The 14,988-nt window shown below is 35.6% G+C and carries 17 protein-coding genes; 4 read left to right on the top strand and 13 right to left on the bottom strand.

Annotated elements, in window-relative coordinates:
- Positions 1–3: 3 nt before the first annotated feature.
- The 10 genes from flhA to ACXKY9_RS07770 form a co-directional block, all read right to left on the bottom strand.
- Positions 4–2,070 carry a flagellar biosynthesis protein FlhA gene (gene flhA, locus ACXKY9_RS07815; RefSeq protein ID WP_000472534.1) on the bottom strand — a complete coding sequence of 689 codons (2,067 nt, stop codon included), beginning with the start codon at positions 2,068–2,070 and terminating at the stop codon, positions 4–6.
- A gap of 23 nt (positions 2,071–2,093) precedes the next feature.
- The gene (gene flhB / locus ACXKY9_RS07810; protein WP_001030111.1) at positions 2,094–3,140 is read right to left on the bottom strand and encodes a flagellar type III secretion system protein FlhB; all 1,047 of its coding nucleotides are present in this window, start codon (positions 3,138–3,140) and stop codon (positions 2,094–2,096) included.
- 10 nt (positions 3,141–3,150) lie between these two features.
- The gene (locus ACXKY9_RS07805; RefSeq protein ID WP_001055718.1) at positions 3,151–3,912 is read right to left on the bottom strand and encodes a flagellar biosynthetic protein FliR; all 762 of its coding nucleotides are present in this window, start codon (positions 3,910–3,912) and stop codon (positions 3,151–3,153) included.
- Positions 3,913–3,927: 15 nt separating this feature from the next.
- Positions 3,928–4,203, bottom strand: coding sequence for a flagellar biosynthetic protein FliQ (locus tag ACXKY9_RS07800; protein ID WP_001098085.1), 276 nt, complete (start codon positions 4,201–4,203; stop codon positions 3,928–3,930).
- 33 nt (positions 4,204–4,236) lie between these two features.
- A complete protein-coding gene (locus tag ACXKY9_RS07795) occupies positions 4,237–4,995 on the bottom strand; it encodes a flagellar type III secretion system pore protein FliP (RefSeq protein WP_001220582.1) in 759 nt (252 codons plus the stop codon).
- The gene (locus tag ACXKY9_RS07790) at positions 4,992–5,312 is read right to left on the bottom strand and encodes a hypothetical protein (protein WP_000121176.1); all 321 of its coding nucleotides are present in this window, start codon (positions 5,310–5,312) and stop codon (positions 4,992–4,994) included. The genes ACXKY9_RS07795 and ACXKY9_RS07790 overlap by 4 nt, the downstream gene beginning before the upstream one ends.
- A 12-nt stretch (positions 5,313–5,324) precedes the next feature.
- Positions 5,325–5,684 (bottom strand): flagellar motor switch protein FliN, encoded by a 360-nt coding sequence (fliN, locus tag ACXKY9_RS07785; protein WP_000680010.1) that lies wholly within the window; start codon positions 5,682–5,684, stop codon positions 5,325–5,327.
- A 10-nt stretch (positions 5,685–5,694) separates the two neighbouring features.
- Complete coding sequence (gene fliM, locus ACXKY9_RS07780) at positions 5,695–6,681, bottom strand: flagellar motor switch protein FliM (RefSeq protein ID WP_000012355.1); 987 nt, start codon at positions 6,679–6,681, stop codon at positions 5,695–5,697.
- 14 nt (positions 6,682–6,695) lie between these two features.
- Positions 6,696–6,920 carry a flagellar motor switch protein FliN gene (locus tag ACXKY9_RS07775; protein WP_000775712.1) on the bottom strand — a complete coding sequence of 75 codons (225 nt, stop codon included), beginning with the start codon at positions 6,918–6,920 and terminating at the stop codon, positions 6,696–6,698.
- Positions 6,921–6,982: 62 nt separating this feature from the next.
- Positions 6,983–7,813: a lytic transglycosylase domain-containing protein gene (locus tag ACXKY9_RS07770; protein ID WP_000960073.1), complete on the bottom strand. Its 831-nt coding sequence runs from the start codon at positions 7,811–7,813 to the stop codon at positions 6,983–6,985.
- A 255-nt stretch (positions 7,814–8,068) separates the two neighbouring features.
- On the opposite strand from ACXKY9_RS07770, the gene ACXKY9_RS07765 reads away from it, so the two are divergent.
- The 4 genes from ACXKY9_RS07765 (at position 8,069) to ACXKY9_RS07750 (ending at position 11,774) form a co-directional block, all read left to right on the top strand.
- Positions 8,069–8,899 carry a flagellin N-terminal helical domain-containing protein gene (locus ACXKY9_RS07765; protein ID WP_038413434.1) on the top strand — a complete coding sequence of 277 codons (831 nt, stop codon included), beginning with the start codon at positions 8,069–8,071 and terminating at the stop codon, positions 8,897–8,899.
- A gap of 77 nt (positions 8,900–8,976) precedes the next feature.
- The gene (locus ACXKY9_RS07760; protein WP_001222382.1) at positions 8,977–9,819 is read left to right on the top strand and encodes a flagellin N-terminal helical domain-containing protein; all 843 of its coding nucleotides are present in this window, start codon (positions 8,977–8,979) and stop codon (positions 9,817–9,819) included.
- A gap of 77 nt (positions 9,820–9,896) precedes the next feature.
- Positions 9,897–10,730 (top strand): flagellin N-terminal helical domain-containing protein, encoded by an 834-nt coding sequence (locus ACXKY9_RS07755; protein ID WP_038413430.1) that lies wholly within the window; start codon positions 9,897–9,899, stop codon positions 10,728–10,730.
- A 243-nt stretch (positions 10,731–10,973) separates the two neighbouring features.
- A complete protein-coding gene (locus ACXKY9_RS07750; RefSeq protein ID WP_001219711.1) occupies positions 10,974–11,774 on the top strand; it encodes a flagellin N-terminal helical domain-containing protein in 801 nt (266 codons plus the stop codon).
- Positions 11,775–11,869: 95 nt separating this feature from the next.
- On the opposite strand, the gene ACXKY9_RS07745 is transcribed toward ACXKY9_RS07750, so the two are convergent.
- From ACXKY9_RS07745 to ACXKY9_RS07735, 3 genes are all read right to left on the bottom strand, one after another.
- The gene (locus ACXKY9_RS07745) at positions 11,870–12,817 is read right to left on the bottom strand and encodes a DNA-binding domain-containing protein (RefSeq protein ID WP_000274676.1); all 948 of its coding nucleotides are present in this window, start codon (positions 12,815–12,817) and stop codon (positions 11,870–11,872) included.
- A 646-nt stretch (positions 12,818–13,463) separates the two neighbouring features.
- On the bottom strand, positions 13,464–14,372 hold the full coding sequence (locus ACXKY9_RS07740; protein WP_000075943.1) for a chemotaxis protein: 909 nt from the start codon (positions 14,370–14,372) through the stop codon (positions 13,464–13,466).
- Between the two features lie 123 nt (positions 14,373–14,495).
- On the bottom strand, positions 14,496–14,981 hold the full coding sequence (locus ACXKY9_RS07735; RefSeq protein ID WP_000068297.1) for a hypothetical protein: 486 nt from the start codon (positions 14,979–14,981) through the stop codon (positions 14,496–14,498).
- Positions 14,982–14,988: the final 7 nt, after the last annotated feature.

Raw genomic sequence — 14,988 nt, 5'->3', positions numbered from 1 at the left:
CTACTATTCAATATAGGCAATTTGATCCACAACAATTTCTGGTGCTAATTCACTAATACAAAGTACTTGTGCTTCCACTTGATAACGTTCTAGCAGTCTTACAATCGCAAATCTAAAATCTTTTCTACGTGTTAATAACACTGGTTCTCTTCCCATTAAACGTGCTTGCTTAAAGACGCGCTGCACTTGCTCAACGACACGTGTTTCTAAATCTAAATCCCAGTTTAATAAGTAACCTTGATATGAATTATTCACAACATCCGCATCTAACTCGATTGAATCAGAGAAGAGCGCTGCATATATTTTTCCGTCCGGATTTTTCGCATTTTCACAAATAACTTTTGAAATACATTCACGAACAAATGATGTTACACCATCCACGTGGTTTTGATAAATTTCTTTGCCGTCAATAATACCTTCAATAATTGTTGGTAAATCACGAATAGAAATACCTTCTTTTAGAAGTTGTTTAATAACATTTTGAACAAGTGATAAATCAATTTCTTTTTTCTTAATCTCTTCTAATAGAACGCCATTATCATTTTCAAGCGAGTTAATTAAGTCTTTTACATGTTGGCGCTGAATTAATTCATGAAGATTACGTCTAACGACAACATCTAAATGTGTAATTAATATGCTAAGTGGCTCTAAAACTTGATAGCCTTTCATTTGTGCATCTTGCACCATATGCTCTAAAATCCAATATCCATCTTCACCGAAAATTGGATCTTTCGCTGGCTCTGCATCTAAATCAGCCATTACGTTTGGTGTTTTCAGTGCTAATAAATAACCTGATTTTAAAACACCTTCAGCCGCCTTCGCACCTTTAATTCGAATAATGTAACGTCCGCGTGGCCTAAAGCTCGTATTATCTTTAAAGTTAATTCCAGGAACGTTAATACCAAGGTCAGTAATAATTGACTTCCTCATAAGAACAACTTTATCACGCGCTGTTTCCCCGTTAATTTTTTGCTTTACAAGTGCTGCTAAATCTAAACCGAGTTCTACTATAATTGGATATTTATCCGTAAATACTCCGAATGAATCTTCCACTTGTTGCAGTTGTTCATCTTCGCCTTGGATCATTTCTATTTCTTTTTGAAGCTCGTCTTCTTTTTCTTTCTTTATTCGATTTTTATTACGAATTCCTAAGAAGATAATTGTTCCGCCAACGAGTGCGAATGGTAGAAACGGTAGCGGAGTAAAAATACCCATTGCGATAAATAAACCACCGAGCGCATATACAACGACTTCATGCGCTAATAACTCTTTAAAGATACCTTCTGTTACTGTATCCGGTGAACCGTCAAATACACGCGTTACGATAATACCTGTTGAAATTGCAAGCATTAACGAACCGATTTGGTTTACGATTCCGTCACCGACAGTTAACTGTGTATAATGAAGAGCCGCATCCGCAAAGCTCATCCCTTGCTGCATCATTCCGACAATTAAACCGAAAATAATGTTTACGAATAAAATGACAATCCCGAAAATAACGTCCCCTTTAATGAACTTTCCGGCACCATCCATCGCCCCGTAAAACTCTGTTTCCATATTTAATTTTTTTCGTTTTGCTTGTGCATCTTTTTCTGAAATAATACGCTGGTTTAAATCAGCATCGATAGACATTTGTTTCCCTGGTAAAGAATCAAGTGTAAAACGAGCTGCAACTTCAGCTGTACGAGACGCACCGTTTGCAACGATAAACTGGAATATGATTAATACTGTAAAAATAACGATACCAATTAATAAGTTTCCGCCAATTACGAACTGGCCAAACTCTTCAATAACATGACCTGCATTTCCATCTGTCAAAATCGCTCGCGTCGTCGAAACGTTAATCGATACGCGGAAAATCCCGATTAATAACAACATCGTTGGAAATGACTTTAATTCATCCCACTCGTTAATACTTGTCGCTCGCATATAAATAAGCACTGACATACTTAGTAGAAAAACGATAATGATATCAAGTATAAATGGTGGAAGTGGAATTAAGAGCGCCACTACGAATGACGCTGCTAAAAAGATAGAAAAATAGGTTCTTGCAGAATCTATCTTAAACAAAGAGATCTCCTCCAAACGCGCTATTATACTTCAAGTTCATTCGTCTGAATTAAATAGCGCATAACTTCAATTACAGCTACATATAAATCTTCTGGAATCGTCTCATCTTCCTCGACTTGATAATATAAAGAACGAGCAAGCGGACGGTTTTCCACCATTGGTATTTCTTGTTCACGGGCAAGCGTTCGTATATATAATGCGAGCTCATCTTCCCCTTTTGCAACGACAATTGGTGCTGCATCAACGTGTTTATTGTAACGAAGTACGACCGAAATATGAGTCGGGTTGTTTACAATAAACGTTGCGCCATCCATCTTCTTCGCAATTGTTCCTTGCAAGATTGCATGCATAAAGTTTTTTCGTTTCCCTTTAACTTGCGGGTCCCCTTCATTATCTTTATGCTCTTGTTTCACTTCTTCTTTTTTCATCTTAATATCTTGCTCGTACTCCCATTTTTGATAAATGAAATCAATAATAGAAAGAACGATTAAAATAATTAAAATTGCTAAGAAAATAAATTTAATTTCCCTAATAATTTCAGTAAGGGATGCAGTCCAGTTAAATCCAATCATACTGACAATTTTCTCTAAATTCTTTTTAAAGAGAACGTAAGCGACGTAACCGATTAATCCCATATAAAATAGTGATTTCAAAATATCTACTAAACTTTTACGACTAAACAGTCTCGTAAAATAGTTTTTCGGATTAATACGTGACGCTTTCGGTTTAATGACTTTAGAAGAAAATAGGAAGCCGACTTGAATCATATAATTGAATAAATGAAAAGCGTATACGAGTATTAATATCGGAGCCGATACTTTCAGTAATAAAATCCCCATTAAATAAAAATACTCGGTTGAATCTGTATTTTTTCCAATTTGATCAAACAGCACCGCTACGGAATTTGCAATCTCATACCCTAGCCAATCTCCGAAGAAATAAACGACAACTGCTAATACGAGAATGGAAAATAAATTATTTAAATCTTTACTCCGGGCAATGTTCCCTTCTTCACGCGATTTTTTACGCTTCTGCGGGGTGGCCTTTTCTGTTTTATTATCCTTTGCCATGCGCGTCCCCCTACTTCGTTAAGAAAAAGTTAAATAGTTTCGTATACTCTTCAAGTAATACATCCGTCATATTTTTAAACACATAACCGAGCATCGGTACACTCATCGCAATAAACAAAATCCCACATGTAATTTTAATTACGTATGCATTCATAAAAACGTTTAATTGCGGAGCGTTTTTTGCAATTAAAATTAGAACAAAGTTAATGATGAATAAACTTCCCATAAGCGGAAGAGCAATTTCAACCGCTGATGTGATCGCAAATAATAGCGTTGCGAGTAGACTATCTAAGAAACTAGTCGTCAACAATTTTGAAATCGCCTCTGTATATTGAAACGACTTTAAAATCGTGGCAACGAAATAATTAATGCCGCCAAGTGAAATAAAAATAATGAGAAAAAATATATCAAAAATGGTTGATAGTAAAGTAGACTGTGAGCCCGCATTTACATCAAACAAACTTGCTTGTGATAAACCGATATCAAAGTCTAAAATATGCCCGGCCATTTTCGGAATGTTCCACAGCATTTCTACAATTTTTGAAAGTGATAATCCAATTACAATTTGCGTTCCTGCATAAGCTGCAACGTCCCAAACTGTCTTGATGTGAGAGACATCCACTTGATCAGCCACTGTAATTGAAAGAGCAAGTCCAACTGTAACCTTCGCCATTGCTGGAATGGATCGTCCTGAGAAAAACGGTAAAAAATATAAAAATGAAGTAATGCGGCAAAACGCAAAAAACGTTGCCGCCCATAATTCCATATTCATTTCAGTTCACCTATCTTAGTACGAACGCAATAGCGATGGGATTTTATCAAATAAATCTAAAATAAGTGTCGTTAACTCTTGGAACATCCACGGACCTAAAATGATAATAACGAGGACAATACTCGCCATTTTCGGTAAAAACGTCAGCGTTTGCTCTTGAATTTGCATCATCGCCATAATGACAGCGATGATAATAACGACAATCATACTTACGCCGGCAACCGGCATTAAAATCATAACCCCTTTATAAAAAAAGGTTTGAAAAATATCTATAATTGGTGACGTATTCATTTATATGACTCCTATCACATAGCATCAAACGCTTCAGGCGACCGTTTTAAACATAATGTCGACGATTTTTGTATATCCACCTAAATATACGAAAACGAGTATTTTAAACGGTAAACTTAAAATCATCGGCGGTACCATCATCATCCCGAGGTACATTAAAAGTGTACTAATAATCAAATCTATAAATACAAACGCTAAATAAATGAACATCCCTGTTAGTAAACCTTTTTGAATTTGCGTTAACGTAAAGGATGGTACGAGCGTAAATAGTGAAAGATCTTTCAAATCTTTCGGCAACTCTTCTCCGCGTACTTTCAGCATCATTTTTAAATCATGCTTATACGTATGCTTTGACATATATTCTTTCATAATAGGAGCTGTCGTTTCCGCAGCTTGACTTACTGTTATTTTCTCTTTCGTCATCGGATCCCACACATCACTCTTCAGTTGCCCGAGTACAGGCTGCATCGTAAAGAGTGATAAAAATAATGCAAGTCCAACAAGCACTTGGTTTGGTGGTAAATTCATTACCCCAAGTCCTTGACGTGTAATCCCTAGAACGATCATAAAATAAGTAAAATGTGTAAATAATAGAACGATAGAAGAAGATAATGATAAAAGGGTAACGAGCGCAAATAGTTGTACACTTGAATTACTCGTAAACTCTTTTCCATTTTCGAAATTAATAAAACCGTTCGGGGCTGCATACGCTGGATTTACAAAAATAATTGAAAAAACGATAGAAAATACGAAAATAACGGCTAATAATGATAACTGTTTCTTTATTCTCATGATGGATCCTCTACTTTTTTCGTTTCACTCTTCACCGCGTCTTCTAGTGCTTGTTGAAACTGATTTCCTGTTCCGGTTAATTGCACAGACTGCACACCGTTATTACTAATAACAGTGAACACTTGCTTTCCGTCCACTTCAAATAAAAAGGCACTCGTTTGATGATTTAAATAAACGCCGTCTTTTACTTGTATATGGCCATTTTCACCCTGCTTAAAAAACTGCTGTTTGCGCGTCTTTTTCGTCATATAATATGCACCGTAGCCGAGCGCACCAAACAGTAAAACGACTTGAAATAAGGTCGTCATATACGACATATGACTCCTCCTCTACTCTTTATCTTGCATTTGACTTTGCGCTTTCATAAGCGCCGCTTGTTTCTTATCAGCTTCAATTTCAGAAATGATAATACCGAATTTCTCGTCCATTACGATTGCTTCACCGATGCCGACTTTCATATTACTTAAATACACATCTACTTTATGTCCTAAGTTTTTCTCTACTTCAAGAACATCGCCAACTTTTAACTGCTTTACATCACCAAGTGTAATAGATGACTTTCCAAGCTTTACACCAAGTTCAATCGAAATATCTGAAACAGTATCAATATGTGCTTTACCTGCTTCATTTCGCTTTCCTGCAAAATCTTCTAATCCCATTAATGACACGGGAGATACTTCATGCTTCATATGGATCCTCCTACTCTACAAAACTTTTAAATAGGAGCGCCTTACGCGTTCCATCTTTTCCAATAAAACAATTAAATTTATGCTTTCCATCTACATAACCAAGTAATTCATCCGAAACTTTCGTATGAAGCGGAATTATATCGCCTTCTTCAATTTGTTCAATCTCACTCATTGTCATTTTCTGCTCACCAATTGCAACGTGAACAGGTTTGTACACTTGATTTACTTTCATTTCCACTTCAGACATATACTTTTTACGTTTATCTGAAGAATGTTCGACAATATTTTCAGACGTTAACTTATCCATAATTTCTTCAACAGATAAGAATGGAATTCCGATACGCACCGTCGTATTCCAAAAATCTGTTTTCATATTTACGTTAAGTAATGAAATGATATCACTCGCTGTCGTAATCTTTAATGCATTCGGATCTGTTTCTGTCGTTACAAATTTCGGTTCAATCGCAACAACACTTTCAAATGATTGCTCTAAATTTTTACAAAGAAGCAAGAATATATTATCAAGCGTTAAAAACTCAAACGCTGTTAACGGTCTGCGCATCGTAAAGTTACGCTTACTATCTCCGCCAAGCCAACATTCATGAATATAAATAACGAATGCTAAATCAATCTCAATAACAATTTCTCCAAGCTCTGGTAAACCGAGATCAATTACGCAATATAAATAATAATCTTTCGGCATTTTCTCCACATATTCACTCGTAAATGGAACTTGCTCAACTGTTGAAGGCTCTAGTTCAATTGGAATACGCATACGCGCTGATAACGTCTGTGACGTCTGTTTTCCAAAAGTAGAAGCAATCGCTTGCAAACTACGTAAATGCTCAACACCGAACTTCTCTGGTCTATTAAAATCATACTCTTGAAATTTCTCTTGCTTTCCTGCTTCTTGTGCGAAAGCTGGCATTTCCTCGCCTTCATTTACCGCCTTCAGCAGGGCATCAATTTGCTCTTGGCTTAATTTTTCGCCACTCATGACAATCCCCTTCCCTACCTTTTCAATTCAACGATTTCAACGTACATTTTTCCATTCTTCGTTAAAATCTTTCCGGTTCCAATCTCTTCATTCTCAAGCATAAGACGCACCGTATTTTTCGTTGAATTTTCAAGACGATACAATGTACCTTTCGTAATATGAAGCAGATCTTCAATTTTCTTTTTCGTATTTCCGATTTCAAAATAAATTGTTAACGGAATATCATCTTGTAATTTCAAATCTAGCCAACTCCCATATCATGTTCACGAAAATTTCATGTTCTCTCTATATATGAAACTTCTTATTTTGAAACGTCGATATTTAATATTTTTTTAATATATCCTTGCGTTTCTTTAAATGGCGGTACGCCTCCGTACTTTCTCACATTACCAGGACCAGCATTGTAAGAAGCAAGTGCCAATACTAAGTCACCGTTATTTTTCTTTAAATAACCACTTAACTCTTTCACGCCACCTTCAATACTTTCAGCTGGTGAAAAGGGATTCTTCACACCCATCTCCTTCACATTCGCTGGCATAAGCTGCATAAGTCCCATCGCACCGGCATGTGACACCGTTTTCGGATTAAAATTAGACTCTACTTCAATCATTTTTTGAATTAACGTTTTCGGAATTCCATATGTACGACTTACACGATCAATAATATCCTCATACTTCCCTTCATTGGAAGAACGTATTTTTTGAATATTATACTTCTTCGTTAATCCCCACGTATCAGCAGCCTCATTTTTCGTTTCTGGGAAACGTCGTTCAAACTCTTTTTGCGCAACTTGCACTTCATCTGCTTTCTTCGTTTCACCCTTTTCTTCGGGCTTACTCGCTTCATCTACTTTTTTCGTTTCACCCTTTTCTTCGGGCTTACTCGCTTCATCTACTTTATTAATAGATTGTTCCGGCTTATTAACAACCGTTTCTATTTTCGTAGATTGTTCCGGCTGACTCATATCTTCTATTTTTGCCGGCTGCGTAGTAGCCTTCGTCTCCCTCGCAGGTTCACTCTGCAACTTCTCTTGAAAACGACTACTAACAAATGCTTGTGGACTACTTAGCTTTTGCTGAATTTGTCCTTTTTTATATGCAAGCACTTCTTTTACTATATTTCCAACTAACATAATATCACCTTTTCGGTAAACAAAGATAATCTAATATTAGAGTTTTTTTTTAAAGTTTGCAATAATCCTTTTGATAATATTGTAATAAAAAAATGAACAAATAGGAAATTATCATTTTTTTATATTCATTAATTACAATTATTCGTTGACACGATATACACCAAGGATTACAATTAATCTCGAAATTGATTTTTTTGCATATTTACGTTTAACAATTAACAGAAAAATCAATATAAAAAAATGGGGGTTCTTAACATGAGAATTAATACAAATATTAATAGCATGCGTACTCAAGAGTACATGCGACAAAACCAAGACAAAATGAACACTTCTATGAACCGTTTATCTAGCGGTAAATCAATCAACAGTGCAGCTGACGATGCGGCTGGTTTAGCTATTGCTACTCGTATGCGTGCAAAAGAAGGCGGATTAAATGTTGGGGCTCGTAACACACAAGACGCTATGTCTGCTTTACGTACTGGTGACGCTGCATTAGGTTCTGTTTCAAACATCTTACTTCGTATGCGTGATCTTGCAACACAAGCATCAAGCGGTACTAACAACGATAAAGATATCGCATCTATGGACAAAGAGTATCAAGCATTAGCACAAGAAATTGATCATATTGCTGATAAAACAAATTTCAATGGTAACGCATTTTTAGGTGGTGCTGGTGGGAAAGATATCACAATTCAGCTTTCTGACGCTTCAAATGATACAATGAAAATCACAGCTATCGATACAAAAGGTAAAACAACTGGTACTTTAGCAGTTTCAACTGATGGATCAAAGAAATTAGATGCTACAACTGCAGCAACTGAAATCACGGCTCTGGACACTGCTATTCAAGAAATTGCTGACGCTAGAGCAACTTTCGGTTCTCAATTAAACCGTTTAGACCATAACTTAAACAACGTAACGAGCCAAGCTACTAATATGGCAGCTTCTGCTTCTCAAATTGAAGATGCTGATATGGCAAAAGAAATGTCTAACATGACAAAGTTCAAAATTTTAAACGAAGCAGGCATCAGCATGCTTTCTCAAGCTAACCAAACTCCACAAATGGTTTCTAAATTATTACAATAATCCATTTGAACATATACTCTCTGTAGTATATAAAGAGTTTTCTTTTAAATAATTAAAAATTAATGGGGGTTCTTAACATGAGAATTAATACAAATATTAACAGCATGCGTACACAAGAGTACATGCGACAAAACCAAGACAAAATGAATACATCTATGAACCGTTTATCTAGCGGTAAATCAATTAACAGTGCAGCTGACGATGCGGCTGGCTTAGCTATTGCTACTCGTATGCGTGCGAAAGAAGGCGGATTAAACGTTGGAGCACGTAACACACAAGACGCTATGTCTGCTTTACGTACTGGTGACGCTGCATTAGGTTCTGTTTCAAACATCTTACTTCGTATGCGTGATCTTGCAACACAAGCATCAAGCGGTACTAACAACGATAAAGATATCGCATCTATGGACAAAGAGTATCAAGCATTAGCACAAGAAATTAATCATATTGCTGATAAAACAAATTTCAATGGTAACGCATTTTTAAATAAAGGTACTAATCCTGATGAGGGTAAAGATATCACGATTCAACTTTCTGATGCTTCAAGTGATACAATGATAATCGCAGCTATCGAAACAAAGAAATTAACAACTGCTAATTTAGCAGTTTCAACTGATGGAACAAAGAAATTAGATGCTACAACTGCAGCAACTGAAATCACGGCTCTGGACACTGCTATTCAGAATATCGCTGACGCTAGAGCAACTTTCGGTTCTCAATTAAACCGTTTAGACCATAACTTAAACAACGTAACGAGCCAAGCTACTAATATGGCAGCTTCTGCTTCTCAAATTGAAGATGCTGATATGGCAAAAGAAATGTCTAACATGACAAAGTTCAAAATTTTAAACGAAGCAGGCATCAGCATGCTTTCTCAAGCTAACCAAACTCCACAAATGGTTTCTAAATTATTACAATAATCCATTTGAACATATACTCTCTGTAGTATATAAAGAGTTTTCTTTTAAATAATTAAAAATTAATGGGGGTTCTTAACATGAGAATTAATACAAACATTAACAGCATGCGTACTCAAGAGTACATGCGACAAAACCAAGACAAAATGAATACATCTATGAACCGTTTATCTAGCGGTAAATCAATCAACAGTGCAGCTGACGATGCAGCTGGCTTAGCTATCGCTACTCGTATGCGTGCCAAAGAAGGCGGATTAAACGTTGGGGCACGTAACACACAAGACGCTATGTCTGCTTTACGTACTGGTGACGCTGCATTAGGTTCTGTTTCAAACATCTTACTTCGTATGCGTGATCTTGCAACACAAGCATCAAGCGGTACTAACAACGATAAAGATATCGCATCTATGGACAAAGAGTATCAAGCATTAGCACAAGAAATTGATCATATTGCTGACAAAACAAATTTCAACGGTAACGCATTTTTAAGTGGTGGTGGGAAAGATATCACAATTCAGCTTTCTGACGCTTCAAATGATACAATGAAAATCACAGCTATCGATACAAAAGCTATAACAACTGCAACTTTAGCTACACCTACAGCTACAGGCGCAGATAAGGCTTTAAATGCAGCTTCTGCACCAGCTCAAATCACAGCTCTTGACACTGCTATTCAAGAAATTGCTGACGCTAGAGCAACTTTCGGTTCTCAATTAAACCGTTTAGACCATAACTTAAACAACGTAACGAGCCAAGCTACTAATATGGCAGCTTCTGCTTCTCAAATTGAAGATGCTGATATGGCAAAAGAAATGTCTAACATGACAAAGTTCAAAATTTTAAACGAAGCAGGCATCAGCATGCTTTCTCAAGCTAACCAAACACCACAAATGGTTTCTAAATTATTACAATAAGCCATTTGAGTTAGTTTCCTGAATAAACCTCTCTGCTTGCAGAGAGGTTTATTTTTTCTATATAGATAGATTATTTATAAAACTTTCTTTTTTATGTGGAAGAGAGTATCCGTGATGCTTTTATCTTGATTCCCTCTTATGTTAAAACACAAACAGTAAATAAGCATAAGCCCCTCTATCCTTCCATAACTGTTTATTAGATCAAAAGATACCGACTCTATCAATCTATAAGGAGTGTCTATTATGCGTATTGGTACGAATGTTTTAAGTATGAATGCTAGGCAGTCGTTGTATGAGAATGAGAAACGTATGAATGTTGCAATGGAGCATTTGGCGACTGGTAAGAAGTTGAACAACGCTTCGGATAATCCCGCTAATATTGCGATTGTGACTCGTATGCACGCGAGAGCAAGTGGTATGCGCGTGGCGATTCGTAATAATGAGGATGCGATATCGATGCTTCGCACGGCGGAAGCTGCTCTTCAAACTGTGTCAAATATTTTGCAGCGTATGCGTGATTTAGCTGTTCAATCTGCGAATGGTACAAATTCAAATAAAAATCGTGACTCGCTGAATAAAGAGTTTCAGTCTTTAACAGAACAAATTGGCTATATTGGCGAGACGACTGAGTTTAATGATTTATCTGTATTTGACGGTCAAAACCGCCCTATTACATTAGACGATATCGGTCATACAATAAATATGATGAAACATATTCCCCCTTCCCCTACACAACATGACATTAAGATTTCAACAGAACAAGAAGCAAGAGCGGCGATTCTTAAAATTGAAGATGCTTTGCAAAGTGTGTCACTTCATCGTGCCGACCTTGGTGCTATGATAAATCGTTTACAATTTAATATTGAAAATTTAAATAGTCAAAGTATGGCGTTAACAGATGCTGCATCTCAAGTTGAAGATGCAGACATGGCGCAGGAGATGAGTGATTTTTTAAAGTTCAAATTATTGACTGAAGTTGCACTTAGTATGGTTTCACAAGCGAACCAAATTCCGCAAATGGTCTCTAGACTACTACAATCATAAACATTCATCTTCCATCTTTGGAACGATTCCATACAAAACAAAAGGGAAATACATATAAACTATGTACCTCCCTTTTATTTTGTACCCAAATTTTATTACTGCGTGACAGTCATAACCTGTCCACTACGATCAACCATAATTTTCATTTTACCGTCTTGTGCATTATATAGCCCTAGTTTATGTAATTCCATTTTACAATCTTGTACGAAAGTTGGTAATTTACGAATTTGATCGATATCAGAACTTGTAATGAAATGAATTAAAAGCTGCGTCATGCCTTTAATATCTTGTACAAGCTCTTCTTTCTCTCGTTTTAGCCTTTCATTTTCTAGTTGTAACGACTGCAATTCACCTTCTAGACTACGTGTATTCTTTGCTTCTCTAGAACGTCCTGCTGCCATGCTAGAAAGCTTATAAATACCTTCCATAAACTGATGTAGTTCGTCTTCTTTCCTTTCACTACATTGATTAATTGTTTCAAAGTTATCAACGATACCAGATATAACTGTTACAAGATTTTTTTCATCCTCTTTATGCTGGATTTCTTCTTTTAATTCGTACTCGTTTTCTTGTTTTCTTGCAACGATTGTCTCTTTTACTGGTATATATTTTCGCTTTCGTCCTGGTTTTTGTTTTTCAATATTTTCAAACGGTATTTCACGTTTTTTTAATTTATAATACGTATTTTGCAATTGACTTTCTGTTTTTGGAAAAAGATTTAGTTCATTTTTACTTACGTATTTTGAAATATTTAAAATGTTTAAACCGTGACGTTGACAAAATTGATACACTTCATACAGTAGCACTAGTTCAGACTTCAGCCATGTAATTGCTGATTTTTCATATGCTCGCATCCCGCCATTTTTTTCTATATCTATTTGGAATAATACCATTCTATTATGTAAATCAACTAATTCTTCATACTTTACTTGGAATTCTTTTTCTATTTTTTTTAATTCCGCCTCTAGTTGCATATCGTTCATTTTATTATTTGACATGTTTTGTAAAAGACCTAATACATTAATTGCTGTGTGGTGATACATAATTTGTGCCACTCCCCCTCATCCTTTCACAATTCTCATCTGACTCCCATGTCTTTTAAGAAAATAGCAATTTTTACATATCCATATTATAACAGTTCGAAATTATCTGTCAAATAATAAACATACAAAAATGTATAGAAAGTATAAAAATTTGGAAAATGTTTTTTAATTAATATGTAAAATTGCATATTAATTACATTTAATTATATTATATGGTATTTTGGATGTTTTTTCACCGAAAAAATTTGCGTTACCACGAAATGTTACTAAAATAACCCTCAAAATACGTTTGCTTATATTTTCAAATCAAAAATCTTCATTTGAAGATTTTTCATACATACAGCGCCAAACACCTCAGAAACCTTTCATTTTTCTGCCAGCTTAAAGTATAGAATACTAAAAAGGAATTAGCCAATGCTACACATGGCTAATTCCTTCCTCTCTCTAACAGAATAGAGTTATAAACCCAGTCTTCAAATCCTCAATCGAAGTCTCGCTTCTTCTAAAGCTATCTCGGCGGCTATCTCGTCCCATTTACCTAAAAAACACTCCATATCTCTGGTCTTACATCGCATGGGTCTCTATTAGGCACTGACCGCTGCCACACATAGCTAGTTCCTCTATTCCAGCTAAAAAAGTGCTTTTCTTACAACACTAACTTATCAACTAAACCAATTAGCTCTTGAATATCTGGCTTACTTACTTGAGCATTTGCTCCTACAGCTTCACCTTTATGGAATAATTCATTTGTAATTAATGAAGAGAAAATAATGACTGGTAAACGATTCATTACTTCACTATCCTTAACCACTTTCGTTAAATGATGTCCATCCATTTTCGGCATTTCAATATCCGTAATTAGCAAGTGAATATGTTCAAACATTTTCTCTCCTTGCTCTTTCGCTAATTTTTCAATTTGCGCTAACGCTTCTGCACCATTGCTGAAGAAGTTCATTTTCGTATATCCAGCTGATGATAATGTTTCTTCTAATATTTGGCGTAGCATCGCTGAATCTTCTGCAATATAAATTACTTTTTCAGCTCGATCTGTTTTTTGTTCTAACCCTGCAATTGATTTATTGTCATAACCAGTACCGCTAATTTCACATACAATTTTTTCATAATCTAATAGTAAGATGATTTTGCCATCTAGTTTTACAATACCAGATGTCGTTTCTTCTAGTCCCATAGATAATGAAGCTGGTTCATCAATTTGTTCCCACGAAATACGTTGAATACGATGCACTTCATCAACGCGGAAAATAACTTTCATTTGGTTTAATTCTGAGATGATAAATTTCGTTTGATCAAGTGGCTTTGTTGACTTTAAATTAAGAGCCATTGCCAAGTTAATAACAGGTAAAATTTCACCACGTACTTGAACAACACCTTCAACTGCATGATGAGATTCTGGCACAGTTGTAACAGGGAATGGATTAATGATTTCACGTACTTTCATTACATTAATACTAAATAGGTTTTCACCAACAGTGTACGTAACAATCTCTAATTCATTTGTTCCGCTTTCTAATAAAATACTTTGTGCTTGTGACATAAAGGTGTCGCTCCCCTTCCATTAATTCCGTATATCTAATTATTAAGCTTTATAAAAGAGAAAAAGTCAACTACCTATATAAAAAATATAGATAGTCGATCAATTCATTTTATTAAAAAACAATTAATCTTGTATAAACGAAGCAAGTGCTTCTAATAACACTTCTTGCGCCCCTACAATTTCTGTCGGCATTGCTTCCCATTTTTTCGAAAGCTCCGTCTCTACTCTTATTCTCAGCTCAGAATTCATTTCTGCTAGCACATATTCTTTCGTTGCTATATCAACATCAAGTAGTGCGAGTGCATATAGTTCTGGTTCATTTATTTTTTCGAATAATCGTTTGAATACCACCGGTGCTATATGTTTTAATTTTTCAATATGAATTTCCTTATCCGAAAATAGTAACTCATATTGAATAAACGTAACATTTTCTTTAATCACTTTAAAATAACAATTATTTTTTTTATCATTTACAAAATAACCGTTTGGATCTGCAATAATACTCTCTACTTTACGAATTAAATCTGGCAAACTATTCGCCGCCATTACAGTCCGCTGCTCAACCTCACTCGGCGAAATGAATGTAACGCGATACTTATTTTGCGCCATCCTCCTC

Source organism: Bacillus sp. 2175, from assembly GCF_057812155.1.
The sequence above is the reverse complement of the archived record's forward strand: the minus strand, read 5'-3'. Positions and strand labels throughout refer to the sequence as shown.